13 protein-coding genes and 1 pseudogene are annotated in these 12588 nt (G+C 69.7%); 9 read left to right on the top strand and 5 right to left on the bottom strand.

The genetic code is table 11. The features are described 5' to 3' along the window. The first annotated feature begins 126 nt into the window (after nucleotides 1-126). On the top strand, nucleotides 127-1377 hold the full coding sequence (locus AB0P41_RS19315) for an MFS transporter (RefSeq protein WP_365933090.1): 1251 nt from the start codon (nucleotides 127-129) through the stop codon (nucleotides 1375-1377). 282 nt (nucleotides 1378-1659) lie between these two features. Next, on the top strand, nucleotides 1660-1899 hold the full coding sequence (locus AB0P41_RS19310) for a hypothetical protein (RefSeq protein ID WP_365933089.1): 240 nt from the start codon (nucleotides 1660-1662) through the stop codon (nucleotides 1897-1899). A gap of 240 nt (nucleotides 1900-2139) precedes the next feature. Here AB0P41_RS19310 and AB0P41_RS19305 read toward each other — a convergent pair whose 3' ends face one another. Further along, entirely contained in the window at nucleotides 2140-2400 is a 261-nt protein-coding gene (locus tag AB0P41_RS19305; protein WP_356711948.1) for a hypothetical protein, read from the bottom strand. A 106-nt stretch (nucleotides 2401-2506) separates the two neighbouring features. On the opposite strand from AB0P41_RS19305, the gene AB0P41_RS19300 reads away from it, so the two are divergent. The 3 genes from AB0P41_RS19300 to AB0P41_RS19290 all read left to right on the top strand — a co-directional run bounded on the left by AB0P41_RS19300 (nucleotide 2507) and on the right by AB0P41_RS19290 (nucleotide 4346). Further along, a complete protein-coding gene (locus AB0P41_RS19300; protein ID WP_356711950.1) occupies nucleotides 2507-3343 on the top strand; it encodes a helix-turn-helix transcriptional regulator in 837 nt (278 codons plus the stop codon). Next, entirely contained in the window at nucleotides 3340-3546 is a 207-nt protein-coding gene (locus tag AB0P41_RS19295; protein ID WP_365933087.1) for a DUF397 domain-containing protein, read from the top strand. The genes AB0P41_RS19300 and AB0P41_RS19295 overlap by 4 nt, the downstream gene beginning before the upstream one ends. A gap of 119 nt (nucleotides 3547-3665) precedes the next feature. Next, nucleotides 3666-4346, top strand: coding sequence for a hypothetical protein (locus AB0P41_RS19290; RefSeq protein ID WP_365933085.1), 681 nt, complete (start codon nucleotides 3666-3668; stop codon nucleotides 4344-4346). Between the two features lie 15 nt (nucleotides 4347-4361). Here AB0P41_RS19290 and AB0P41_RS19285 read toward each other — a convergent pair. Together AB0P41_RS19285 and AB0P41_RS19280 are read right to left on the bottom strand one after the other, a co-directional pair. After that, nucleotides 4362-5271 (bottom strand): annotated as a pseudogene (locus tag AB0P41_RS19285) (IS5 family transposase). Between the two features lie 31 nt (nucleotides 5272-5302). Next, nucleotides 5303-5887, bottom strand: a complete 585-nt coding sequence (locus AB0P41_RS19280; protein ID WP_365933083.1) for a S1 RNA-binding domain-containing protein — start codon at nucleotides 5885-5887, stop codon at nucleotides 5303-5305. Nucleotides 5888-5937: 50 nt separating this feature from the next. On the opposite strand from AB0P41_RS19280, the gene AB0P41_RS19275 reads away from it, so the two are divergent. The 4 genes from AB0P41_RS19275 (at nucleotide 5938) to AB0P41_RS19260 (ending at nucleotide 8750) form a co-directional block, all read left to right on the top strand. After that, a complete protein-coding gene (locus AB0P41_RS19275) occupies nucleotides 5938-6090 on the top strand; it encodes a hypothetical protein (RefSeq protein ID WP_365933081.1) in 153 nt (50 codons plus the stop codon). Nucleotides 6091-6140: 50 nt separating this feature from the next. Further along, on the top strand, nucleotides 6141-6341 hold the full coding sequence (locus tag AB0P41_RS19270) for a type II toxin-antitoxin system VapB family antitoxin (RefSeq protein WP_365933079.1): 201 nt from the start codon (nucleotides 6141-6143) through the stop codon (nucleotides 6339-6341). 253 nt (nucleotides 6342-6594) lie between these two features. Next, nucleotides 6595-7605 (top strand): aldo/keto reductase, encoded by a 1011-nt coding sequence (locus AB0P41_RS19265; RefSeq protein WP_365933077.1) that lies wholly within the window; start codon nucleotides 6595-6597, stop codon nucleotides 7603-7605. A 137-nt stretch (nucleotides 7606-7742) separates the two neighbouring features. Beyond that, entirely contained in the window at nucleotides 7743-8750 is a 1008-nt protein-coding gene (locus tag AB0P41_RS19260; protein WP_365933075.1) for a VOC family protein, read from the top strand. Between the two features lie 3 nt (nucleotides 8751-8753). On the opposite strand, the gene AB0P41_RS19255 is transcribed toward AB0P41_RS19260, so the two are convergent. Both AB0P41_RS19255 and AB0P41_RS19250 read right to left on the bottom strand, forming a co-directional pair. Further along, a complete protein-coding gene (locus tag AB0P41_RS19255; RefSeq protein ID WP_365933073.1) occupies nucleotides 8754-10313 on the bottom strand; it encodes an arabinogalactan endo-1,4-beta-galactosidase in 1560 nt (519 codons plus the stop codon). A 43-nt stretch (nucleotides 10314-10356) separates the two neighbouring features. Further along, nucleotides 10357-12402, bottom strand: coding sequence for a beta-galactosidase (locus AB0P41_RS19250; protein ID WP_365933071.1), 2046 nt, complete (start codon nucleotides 12400-12402; stop codon nucleotides 10357-10359). Nucleotides 12403-12588 lie beyond the last annotated feature (186 nt).

The following is a 12588-nucleotide window of genomic DNA, read 5'->3' as shown; positions in this document are numbered from 1 at the left end:
TCCGGTCCGGGAAGTGGCCCGCCCTGACCACCCACGATTGGCCCGTGTTCCCAGGACGCCCCCTACCTAGGGTTGCCGGGCCAGCGACGGTGAGCGGCCCCCGGGCCACTTCGGCCAGGGAGTTCTGTGTCCATACGGTTGTCACCGCCCCCGGGCGCGCCTCGGACGCTGGCCGCCGCCCAGCTGAGCAACTCCATCGGCGACGGCATGTACTACACCTGCTCGGCGCTCTACTTCACCCAGATCGTCGGCCTCTCTCCTGCGCGCCTCGGCCTCGGCCTGACCGTCGCCTGGGCCATCGGCTCCCTGGCCGGAGTCCCCCTGGGCCACCTCGCGGACCGGCGTGGGCCGCGCACGCTCGCGGTCCTGCTCGCCCTGGCCACCGCGGCGTTCGTCGCCTCGTTCCTGGTCATTCGCTCGTTCGTGCCGTTCCTGCTGGTCGCCTGCCTGTACGCGACCGCCCAGTCCGGTCTGGCGGCGGTCCGCCAGGCCCTCCTCGCGGGCCTCGTCACGCCCGCCGAGCGGACCGGCGTCCTCGCCCACATGCAGTCCACGCTCAACGCGGGCCTGGCGCTGGGCGCGGCGCTGGGTGGTCTGGCCCTGAGCATCGGGACCCGCCCCGCCTATCTGGCCGTCTTCGCTCTCGACGCGCTGAGCTTCCTGGCCGGCGCGCTGATCCTGCTGCGACTACCCGTCGTACGGGGCACGCCCCGGCGTACGGACGACGAACCACGCCTCGCCGTACTGCGTGACCGCCCCTATGCCGTCGTCACCCTCGTCAACACGGTCCTGCTGCTCAGGCTGCCGCTGCTCAGCCTCGCCATCCCCCTGTGGATCGCCACCCGTTTCCCCGGACTGACCTGGCTGGCCTCCGGGCTCTTCGTCCTCAACACCGTTGCCGTGATGCTCTTCCAGGTGCGCACCGCACGCAGGGTCACCGGTCTGCGCTCGGCCGGACAGACCGTGCGCCGCGCGGGCGTCATCCTTCTCGCCTCGTGCGCCGTCTTCGCCCTCTCGGCGGCCCGCCTGCCGGTCTGGGCCACCGTGGCGGTGCTCACCGCCGGTGCGACGCTCCAGGTCATCGGGGAGATGAAGCAGTCGGCCGGATCCTGGCAGATCGGTTTCGATCTCGCCCCGCCCCACCAGATCGGCCAGTACCAGGGCTTCTTCGGCACCGGTGTGGCCGTGGCGCGCACCCTCGGCCCGGTACTGGTCACCGCACTCGTGGTGACCTGGGGAGTCCCCGGCTGGCTGCTGCTCGGCGGGCTCTTCGTCGCCGCCGGGTACGCCATGGGGCCGGCGGTGCGGTGGGCGGAGGCCGGCCGCCCCGGCCGCGTGCCGGAGTCCGGCACCCGGGGGGACCTCAGCCGGGCGTAGCTCCGTGGAAGGCGTCACCGGTGGTCGTCGGTTCGCATCCCGTGTGTCAGCGGCTGACCGGCCGTGGGCGGGCACGGAACCGCCGGGTGGGCCCGGTGCATCTCTCCTGGCGACGAGAGACGGGAAGGGGGCGAGGCCGTGGCGGGGAGCGCCGTGGACACCGGCCGGGGCAGGCGGCCGGGAGGCGGTCTCTGGGGACCTGGACTGGTGAACCTCGCTCTCGGCGTACCGGCGATGATTCCGCTCGACCGCGCGTGATGGCTGCTGACCGAGTACCTGCCGATGAGCTGCCGGAGCACGAAGGACGTGGGCCGCCCCGGGCATGCCGACTGCGAGTACACCACCCTTGATTACGCGGGCTCTGCGATGTTCATGCTGACGGTGGCCGGGCTGCTCGTGCTCCTGCTGGTCCTGTTGGTGGACGTGATCCTGCCACTGCGGCGTGGTGACCGTCTCGGCAGGCGGTTCGGCACAGCCGTCCTCATCCTGGCACCGATCACGGTGTGCGCGGCGCTGGACTAGGCAGGCCAGCCAGGCGCTGCGGGAAGACCCGGCCCCCTACCTGGCCGAACTGGTTCTCGACGCCGTGTTCCCCCTCCAGATGGATACGGAGCCTGACGCGCTCATCCGTCGCCCTGGACGGGTCGGCCTCCTTGTCGGCCAGCTTCTCCGCGCACACGAGACGGTCGCACCCAGGACACCCGGGCACGGGCTCCGGCGCCTTCAGCGGGAACGAGCCACACAAGTCGTCATCCTGACGGTTCACAGGTAACGCCCTTCGCTCCTGGCGTTGCACCGCGAGTTCTCCGCGCGGAGCCGCTCTATCGGAGTCGCGAGCCGCACGTACGCCGGGTCCGCCTCCCATTCGGCGCCGCCCTGAGCCGGGCGCAGTGACCAGTAGGGGCCGGCAACTCCTCGGAACTCCCCTACCCGGTCGTCACGGACGGTGTCCACGACGAGGGTGCCGGGGGGCGGGGGTTGTGGGGGTTCCTGCTCGCTTACGGGAACGTATGTCCCAGCCATCGCGACTCCACTCCGTAGTCATTCCACTACCAAGGCGGCTCAGCGTGGCCTAGAGTCAGCTCGTCTTCAACATGTCATTCGCGAGCGGAAGGTTGGGAGAAGCCCTTTGAACCGCAAGGAGCTGAACCCCGAGAGCAGCCCGCAAGCCGCTTACGGCGCGCGGTTACGCAGGTCACGCGAAGCCCGTGGGTGGAAGCAGGAAGACCTCGCGGCACGCACGGAGTATTCGAGTACGCATATCTCCGCGGTCGAAACCGGCCGCAAGGTTCCAACTCTGCGTTTCTCGCGCAGTACTGATCTCGCCTTCGGTATCGCAGGAACGAAGGACGCCTTCGAGCGCGAGTGGGCCGAACTCCGGAACGGGTCCCTGCTGGAGGGCTTCCCCGAGTATGTGGGCTACGAAGGACGCGCGGTCGAGATCCGCCTGTTCGAGATCGGGCTCGTTCCCGGGCTTCTGCAGACGCCGCAGTACGCACGGGCGTTGGCCCAGGGAGAGGTTCAACGCGGCGCCAGCACCACCGAACAAGCCGACGAGCGGGTCGCGTTCCTCGCGGAGCGCCAGACTGTGCTGGCGCGGCGCCGACCGCCGATGATGCTCGTGGTGATGGATGAGAGTTGCATTCGGCATCAGGTCGGTGGCGCCGAGGTCATGGCCCCGCAACTGCAGCGATTGGCAGAGTTCGCCGCCCTCCCCAATACCGTGCTGCAGGTCTCGCCCTTCGACGTCGGCGCGAGGCGAGCGTTCAACCTGCCGGTCAACTTGCTCACCATGGCTGACCGCAGCATGGTGAGCTACGCCGAGTCCCAGGCGCAGGGGCACGTGGACCGGGAAACCACGTACGTCCTCTCCATGCTGACCGCCTACCATCATCTGCAGGCCGAAGCGTTGTCGCAGGCGGCTTCCGTAGCCATGATCCAGGGTATGAAAGGGACGTTTCCGTGACCGTCGAGCCCCGCTGGCGCAAGTCCTCCCACAGCTCAAACGGCGGCAACTGCGTCGAGGTCGCCGCCAACCTCGCCGCCCCCCACGGGATCGTCCCCGTCCGCGACTCCAAGAACCCGGTCGGCCCCGTCCTGGACCTGCCCGCCGCCTCCTTCGCCTCCTTCGTGGCCGGCGTCAAGGCAGGCGCGTTCGGCGCCGTCTGACCGACACCGGGCAGGCTCTCAGGAAGCCGTTGCTAGGCTCCCACTACCGATCATGACCGTGATCGTGCACGTGGTGGAGCGGTGGGGGCCCGATGCGAGCGATACACAGGACGACGGCGATGACACTGACGTGTCTGCTGACCGGGGCCGCGCTCGCCGGATGCGGAGGCGATGGTGACGAGGCCGCTCAGAAGCCGGCGGACGCCATGCTCGACGCGGCCAACGCCCGGATGGGCGAACTGAAATCCCTCACCATCAAGATCACCAACAAGGTCGGCGACGACACGGTGACATGGCGCATGACCACCGATCTGAAGAGCCGGTGCCAGGTGAAGAACACCTACTCCCGCAGCGGCACCCTGGAACAGATCCGGATCGGCGAGACGGACTACGTCCGCCCGGACAAGGCGTACCTGGAGACGTGGAGCGGCAACGACCTCGACACCGCCGGGCCGGGTAAATGGGCGAAGGTTCCCGTCGCCGAGGCGAAGCCGGGCGGCGGGCTGTCCCAGTGCACCCGGCCGTTCGAGTCCTTCGGCACGGTCACGAAGGGCGAGTCCACCCGCATCGACGGCCGGGAGGCGCTCGGGCTGAAGGTGACCGATCCGTCGGACAAGGGGGGCACGTACACCTTCTACGTCGCCACCGAGGGCGAGCCGTACCTCCTGAAGGCCGTGTACAAGGGCGGTGAGGGCGGAAAGCAGCTCACCACCACGTCGTTCAGTGATTTCGACGAGCCACTGGACATCCAGCCGCCCGATTCAGCGGAGGTGCTGGACATGAGCGACGCCACCGGCTAGGAATTTTCCGGGCGATCACGTGCGGAGCCAGATAACGAGGGCTGCTGCGGTGACGGTGCCGAGGAAGACGTAGCCGCGCTTGTCGTATCGAGTGGCGACGGCTCTGGCGTGCTTGAGCTTGTTGATGGCCCGCTCGAGGGTGTCGCGCTTCTTGTACCGCTCTTCGTTGCACGCGGGCGGCCGCCCGCCTCCTGAACCCTTACGTAGGCGGGCGGCCTGGCTGTCAGCCTTCTCCGGGATCGTGTGCCGGACGCCGCGGCGCCGCAAGTAGTCGCGGACAGGGCCGTTGCTGTATGCCTTGTCCGCAGCGAGGCTGTCCGGCTTCTTGCGGGGCCTGCCCGCCCCGAGACGGGGGACCCGGATCTTCTCCAGCACCGATTCGAACTGGGTACAGTCCCGCTGCCCTGGCGTGACGACCAGGGACAGTGGACGGCAGCGGCCATCCGCGCTCAGGTGGATCTTGCTGCTGAAACCGCCCCGCGAGCGGCCCAAGCCCTCGTCTCCAGCAGCACCTCCACCAGGCGGCCGCGAAGGCTCTGACATGTCGCCTCGTTCTGGTGTTCTGCCTTTGCGTCCCCCTTTGAAGCGAGGGCTGGCGGCAGGGCGCTGCGGGCGCCGGCCGCATGCTGATGCGCACGCACCACGGTGGAGTCGACAGAGACGTCCCAGTCGATCTCCCCGACCGCGTCGGTCTCGGCCTGGACCTGCTGGAGCAGATGCTCCCAAGTCCCGTCGGCCGACCACAAACGGTGGCGTTCATAGACGGTCTTCCACGGTCCGAACCTCTCGGGCAGATCACGCCACTGCACCCCGGTCCGCACTCGGTGCAGAATCCCGTCGATCACCTGCCACAACGCCCGCTGCTGACCGGCAGGATCGGCCGCAGCCGTGCCCACTCGGCATCCGTTAGATCGCCCCGCCCCATGCTCACCTCAACGATTCGGGCAGGGCGGCCGTCACGTGGGCAGTACGACACCTGCGTACTGGCTACTCTCTGGCCTGGAGAGGAACACCCGGCGCTTCGGCAGCTCGATCTCCGCGACGACGACGGCGATCTGCTCTCCGACCTCGAAGTCTTCTGCCGGACTCGCCGCAGGGCGGCCGTCGATCTCTCTGAAGGGGATCAGCCCGAGGATCCCATCCCCGAGGTCGACGAAGGCCCCGATGGGAACAACCTTCTCAACCGTCCCGCGGAATTTCTGGCCCACCACCGTGCGCCCGGCGAAAGCCTGGAGTGGGTCGGGCTCCAGAGCCTTCAAAGAAAGTCTGGCCTCAGCGTTGTGGGTGTCGGACCCCATGAACTCGCACGAGACACGCTGCCCTACCTGAACAACATCGGTGGGATCATCAAAGCGCCGCCAGGACAGTTCGGGGATGCCGAGGAACCCGGCACCGGGCAGGGTGGGGTGTTCAGGCCCGTCGTCCAAGGCCACGAAGACCCCGAACCGTTCGATCGCCACAACGGTGCCGGACAAGATCTCGCCGCGGTGCAGGGACTCGAGAAATGCCCAGAGTTCTGGGCTCCCAGACTGCCAAGCCATACCCGCAACCATGGCACACGGCGTCGTGTGCCAGCCATACCCTCAGGTTGATGCGATCGTGCACAATCCCGCCATGCCTCAGCCGCCAGCACCTGGTCAGCCTGATCGGCGCCGTCACGGGCCTGTTCTGGTTCGTGGCCCTGATCATGGCCGTGTCGATGCGTACCCGCGGCTCCGGAACGGCGCTCCGGCCGAGCGCCTGACCGGAGGCGCGACGGCTGATACGGTCGCGGGCCGACGAAGGGGGCCACCCATGGCCAAGGTCAACATCCGCCTCGACGCCGAACTGGTGGTGGAAGTGATGGTCCTGGCAGGGGTTGGATCCCCTCAGGATGCCGTTGAAGCGGTCGTGCGCGACTACATCGCCCGGGGGCACCGCACCGAGGCACGCACCGAGCGCACGGACCAGAGCCTGCGCGAGGTCGACGTCAAGCCACAGGACACTCAGGCCTGACCGGTGAGCCCGTGCGCTGCCTGAGGCGGCACTAGGACTTGTCCGGGCGACCCGTGCTCCGGAACACCGGTGGCACCTGAGCGTGCGGCCGCCGCTCCGGATGCCCTGGCCCAGGCTGCTCGGCCGTCGGCGACGCACTGGGGCGGGCACAGGAGCCCTGAGTCGGAACCGCCAGGACACACATGCCCCACGCCTCCGGATTCCGGACCGAGACGTTTGCGTTGGAACGCACTCCAGCTCCTAGGTTCGGCGCATGCGATACATCAAGCTCGGAAGAACCGGACTGGAAGTCTCCGCCATCGCCCTCGGCTGCATGAGCTTCGGCGAGCCGGACCGGGGCGGCGAGCCCTGGTCGCTGGGCGCGGACGCCAGTCGGGACATCATCAGGCAGGCGATCGAGGGCGGCGTCAACTTCCTCGACACGGCCAATGGGTACAGCGCCGGAAGCAGCGAGGAGATCGTCGGCCAGGCGGTCAAGGACTTCACCCGGCGCGAGGAGGTCGTTCTCGCCACCAAGGTCTGGATGCGGATGCGCCCCGGTCCGAACGGCGCCGGGCTGTCCCGCAAGGCGATCTTCGCCGAGCTCGACGCCTCCCTGAAGCGACTGGGGACCGACTACATCGACCTGTACCAGATCCACCGCTGGGACTACGACACCCCGATCGAGGAAACCCTCGAGGCGCTGCACGACGCGGTCAAGTCCGGGAAGGTCCGCCACATCGGAGCCTCCTCCATGTACGCCTGGCAGTTCGCCAAGGCTCTCTACCTGGCAGATCTGAACGGCTGGACCCGGTTCGTGTCGATGCAGGACCACTACAACCTCATCCACCGGGAAGCGGAGCGGGAGATGCTCCCGCTCTGCGCCGACCAGGGCATCGGCGTGATCCCGTGGAGCCCGCTGGCGCGGGGCAGACTGACGCGGGTCCAGCACACCGCCACGGCGCGTGCCGGGACCGACGAAGGCGGCAAGATCCTCTACCGCGACGGGGACCAGGCGGTGGCCGAGCGCGTCCACGAGATCGCGGGCAAGCGGGGCCTGTCCCCGGCCCAGGTCGCCCTGGCCTGGGTCATGCGTAACCCGGCGGTGACCGCGCCCATCGTCGGGGTCACCAAGCCGGCACAACTGGCCGACGCGGTCGCCGCGGTGGACGTCGAACTCGACGAGGACGAGACCGCCTACCTGGAGGAGCCCTACCAACCGCACGAGACCGCCTACCTGCAGGAGTCCTTCTACGACCCGCGCCCCATGCCGGCCTCCCGGTAGTCGGGCATGGGTCATTGGGAGGTCGTGGACGCTCAAATCGGTTATACCGACCGGCATTCCGTCTTCAACTTCCCAATGACCTGTCGCCATTTCAATCCGCTGGACCTTGGTGCGGTTCAGGGGCGACAGTGGCGGCCATGACTTCGCTCGTACAGCACATCACCATCGACTGCGCCGACGCCTACGAACTTGCCCTCTTCTGGGCCGAGGTGCTCGGTTCGCCCGTGTCCGACGACGACGCGCCCGGTGATCCCGAGGCGCTCGTGGAGGCGCCCGGGGCGGCGCTGCTCTTCGTCACGGTGCCGGAACCCAAGGGCACCAAGAACCGGGTCCATCTCGACGTCCGGCCCGAGCACCGCACCCGCGACGAGGAAGTGGAGCGGCTGCTCGCGCTCGGCGCCACCCTGGTCGCCGACCACCGCAAGCCGAACGGGCGGGGCTGGGCGACCCTGGCCGACCCGGAGGGCAACGAGTTCTGCGTGGAGTGCGGCGCGGCCGAGCGCGCGGCGCTGAGCGGGACCCGGCTGCCGGTCACCGCCGATGACGTGACGCTGGCGGTGCGGCTGGCGGCCGACGCCCTCGCGGGGTCACCGAAGGACGACTGGCGTGTCCCCGCCGGGTCGTTGACGTGGGACTGCTGGGAGACCGTGGAGCATCTGAGCGACGACCTCTTCGCTTACGCCGTCCAGCTCGGTCCGCGTAAGCCCCCGTTGGAGAGCGAGGTCCCCTACCGCTGGGCGCCGGAGCGCGAGGGCGGCCCCTGGAACGCGGTCTTCGCGGACCCGGAGGCGGGGACCGCCGGGCTGCTCCAGACGCTGGAGGCCAGTGGCGCTCTGCTGGCCGCGATGGTGCGGACAGCCTCCCCCGACCTGCGTTCCTACCACTCGTACGGCGTCTCCGACCCGGAGGGCTTCGCCGCGATGGGTGTGGTCGAGACCCTGGTGCACACCCACGATGTCGCCGCCGGGCTGTCGCTCTCCTGGACCCCGCCCCGGGACCTCTGCGACCGGGTGCTGGCCCGGCTCTTCCCCGACGCCCCGGACGACGACGACCGGTGGACCGTCCTGCTGTGGTCCACCGGCCGCGCGGATCTGCCGGGCCGCGACCGCGTCACCTCGTGGAAGTGGCACGGCGCGCCGCTGTAGCCGTCAGCGGTGGGAGAACCACTTCGCCGCCGGGAGCAGCCCGCCGTCGTAGTCGAACACCGCCTGGTTCTCCCAGGCGTTGCCCGACGCCGGGTCGGCCGGGTCCCAGCCGCTGCCGGTGACGGCGGTCCAGGCCGGCTCCCAGTAGACGGCGCCGAGTCCCCGGCCGTTCGGGACGGCCTCGACGACGTTCATGACGTCCCGGAGGTTCGCCGCCTGGCCGGCCGGGGTCGCGGGGTAGCCGGGGACCAGCTGGCCGGCGGTGGCGACGTTGTTCTCCAGGCCGTCGTCGTCCGCGAGCGTATGGGCGTAGGCGGTCTCGGCGACCATCACCGGCTTCCCGTAGCGGGAGGCGGCGTCGTCCAGGTTGGTCTGGAGCTCGGTCAGGGAGCCGTGCCAGTAGCCGTAGTAGGAGAGGGCTATGACGTCGAAGGGCACCTTCCGCGCCACCGCGTTGTCGAACCACCAGCGGGTGCCCTCGTTGTCGCCGCCTTCGGCGAGGTGCAGCGCCACCTTCGTGGTGGAGGAGACCGCCTTCGCGGCGTCCGCGCCCGAGGTGAGGAGCCCGGCCAGCTGGGGCCAGTTGTCGGTGGAGCCCTCCGGCCAGAGCATCCCGCCGTTGATCTCGTTGCCGATCTGCACCATGTCGGCGGTGGTGCCCTGGGCCTTGAGGGCGTTCAGTACGTCGTAGGTGTGGTTGTAGACGTCCGTGCGGAGCCGCGCGTAGCTGTGGCCCGCCCAGGCCGCGGGCTTGTTCTGCTTGCCGGGGTCGGCCCAGGCGTCGGAGTAGTGGAAGTCGACGAGCGTCTTCATGCCGAGGGCCTTGGCACGCTTGGCCATGGCCAGGACACGGGCCTTGTCGTTGTAGCCGTCGGCCGGGTCCACCCAGACCTTGAGGCGTACGTAGTTCATCCCGGAGCTCTTGAGGATGCTCATGGCGTCCCCGGCCCTGCCACTCGCGTCGCTGTACGTCGCGCCGTGCGCCTCGTTCTTCGGGAGGGTGGACAGGTCACCGCCCCGGATGCTCAGTCCGGTGGACCCCGGGGTGAAGGTGATGTCGTCGAAGTTGGCCCACTCCCCCGCGTGCGCGTCGGAGTTGAGGCTGATCGTGCAGGCCCCGCCGGTCACCTTGACGGAGGTGACCAGCCGGACCCAGTCGCCGTTCGCGGTCGGCGGCAGGTCGGTGCGCTGCTCGGCGGCGCCGCAGTTGCGCAGGGCGATGTAGGCGCTGTTCTGGCCGCCGCCGGAGCGGACCCAGGCGCTCAGGGTGTACGTGCCGTCGGTGAGGCCGCTCAGGTACTGGTAGGTCTCGACCTTGTACGCCGAGGCCGACCAGTGGCTGAGCCGGGTGCTGCCGCCGTGGCCGCCCGCCTCGGTGAAGGAGGCGGCGTCCTGCCCGCCGGCCGAGTACGTCGACCAGCCGGTGGCGCCCGACTCGAAACCGGTGTTGACGGGGGTGGTGGCCGCGTGGGCGGCCTGGGCGGGGAGTGCGGCGAACACGAGGCCGGACAGTGCGGCCACCGTCCCGGCCGCTTTCGCGCGGGTGTGCATCGTTCCGTACATCGTCGATGTCCCTTCGACCGTTGTGCGGGGTGAGCGGGGGGCCTCAGCCGTCGAGCCGTACGACGCGGACCGCCCCCGCCGGAACGGCGAGCTTGTCCACGGCGGGCTCGCCGGTGAGGAGTTCGGTGCCGGGGGCGTCCAGCGCCACCCCGGCGTCGGCGTCCGAGTGGTTGATCACGAAGAGGTAGCTGCCGGTGGCGCCGGTGCGGCGCACCACCTCGACGTCGTACGGCAGGTTCGTGCGCGGTTCGATGCCGGCGTCGGCGGCGGCGCGGGTCAGGACGGTGTCCAGGGCGGGGCCGGAGAGCCGGGTGGAGAGGTACCAGGCGGTGCCCTCGCCGAGCCGGTTACGGGTCACGGCGGGGCGGCCGGCCGGGATGCCGTCGGCGTACGCCCAGACGGTCTCGGCGCCGCGCGGGATCACCACGTCCGACCAGACGTCGCCGGTCAGCTCCGGGCCCTCCGGGGCGCCCTCGGGGGTGATGAGGCGGACCGTGCCGCCCTCGCCGAGCGGGGAAAACTCCTCGACGGTCAGGCCGAGGACGTCACGGAGCGCGCCCGGATAGGGGCCGGGATGCACCGCGTCGTCGGTGTCGACGATGCCGGAGAAGTACGAGACGACGAGGGTGCCGCCGTTCTCGACGTACCGGCGCAGATTGCGGCCGCTCTCCTCGGTGGTGAGGTAGAGGGCGGGGACGACGACCAGCGGGTAGCGGGAGAGGTCGGAGTCCGGGTGGGCGAAGTCGACCGTGAGGTGCTGGTCGTAGAGCGAGGCGTAGAACGTGTCGGCGCGCTCGCGGGCGTCGTGCTCCTCGCTCGGGCGCCACTCCAGGCGCTGCGCCCACCAGGACTCCCAGTCCCACAGCATCGCCACGTCGGCGACGGTCCGGGTGGAGCGGACATCCTCCAGCAGGCCGAGCCCGGCGCCGAGCGCGCTCACCTCCCGCCAGATCCGTGAGTCGGTTCCGGCGTGCGGGACCATCGCGGAGTGGAACTTCTCGGCGCCGCGCCGGGACTGCCGCCACTGGAAGAACATCGCGCCCTCGGATCCCCGGGCGACGTGGGCGAGGCTGTTGCGGGCCATCTCGCCGGGGCGCTTGGCGGGGTTGCGGGGCTGCCAGTTGACGCCGCTCGTGGAGTGCTCCAGGAGCAGCCAGGGTGCGCCGCCCGCGACCGAGCGGGTGAGGTCGGCGGCCATCGCGAGGTTGACGTGGGTGCGGCGGCCGTCGGTGATCAGGTAGTGGTCGTTGGTGACGAGGTCGACCTCGCGGCCCCAGGCCCAGTAGTCGACGGAGTCGCACTGGCTGAGGGCGGTCATGAAGTTGGTGGTGACGGGAATGCCGGGGGCGAGCCGGTGCAGGATGTCGCGTTCGGCGGTGAAGTTCTCCCGCATGGTGGCGTCGGCGAAGCGGGCGTAGTCGAGCTGCTGGGCGGGGTTGCCGACGGTCGGGGTGGTGCGGGGCGGGTCGATGTCGTCGAGGGTGCGGTAGCGCTGGCCCCAGAAGGCGGTCCCCCATGCCTCGTTGACCGCGTCGACCGAGCCGTGCCGGGCGGTGAGCCAGCGGCGGAAGTGGGCGGCGCAGTTGTCGCAGTAGCAGGCGCTGACGGGGACGCCGTACTCGTTGTGGACGTGCCACATCGCGAGGGCGGGGTGGTTGGCATAGCGGCGGGCGAGCTGCTCGGTGATGTTCGCCGCCGCCGCGCGGTAGGGGGCCGAGCTGTGGCAGATCGCGCCGCGTGATCCGAAGGCGAGGCGCACCCCGTCGCGGCTGAGCGGGAGCGCCTCGGGGTGGGCGCGGTAGAACCAGGCGGGCGGTGCGACGGTGGGGGTTCCGAGGTCGGCGCGGACGCCGTTGACGTGCAGCAGGTCCAGGAGCCGGTCGAGCCAGCTGAAGTCGTAGGTGCCCGGTTCGGGCTCCAGCAGCGCCCAGGAGAAGATCCCGACGCTGACCATGGTCACGCCGGCTTCCCGCATCAGGCGTACGTCCTCGTGCCAGACCTCTTCGGGCCACTGCTCGGGGTTGTAGTCGCCGCCGAAGGCCAGCTTGTGCAGACCGACCGGGTACGGCGTGGGTTCTGAGTGCGGCATGGACAGCTCCTGGCTCTTTCGGACAACTTCTGGGAACGTGCACACACACTCTCGGCGGCGCAGGGCCAACATAACCGCACAGCAACAACCATTGACAAGTGTCGGTTTCGTTTCTCTACTGTGAACGCTCACAGCGCCTTTCCGGCCGGTCCGCCGAGGGTCTGTTCGTCTCGTCAGGGGAGAAAC

This window comes from Streptomyces sp. NPDC079167 (assembly GCF_040686735.1).
Taxonomy (GTDB): Bacteria; Actinomycetota; Actinomycetes; order Streptomycetales; family Streptomycetaceae; genus Streptomyces.
This window is presented reverse-complemented; position numbering and strand designations above follow the sequence as displayed.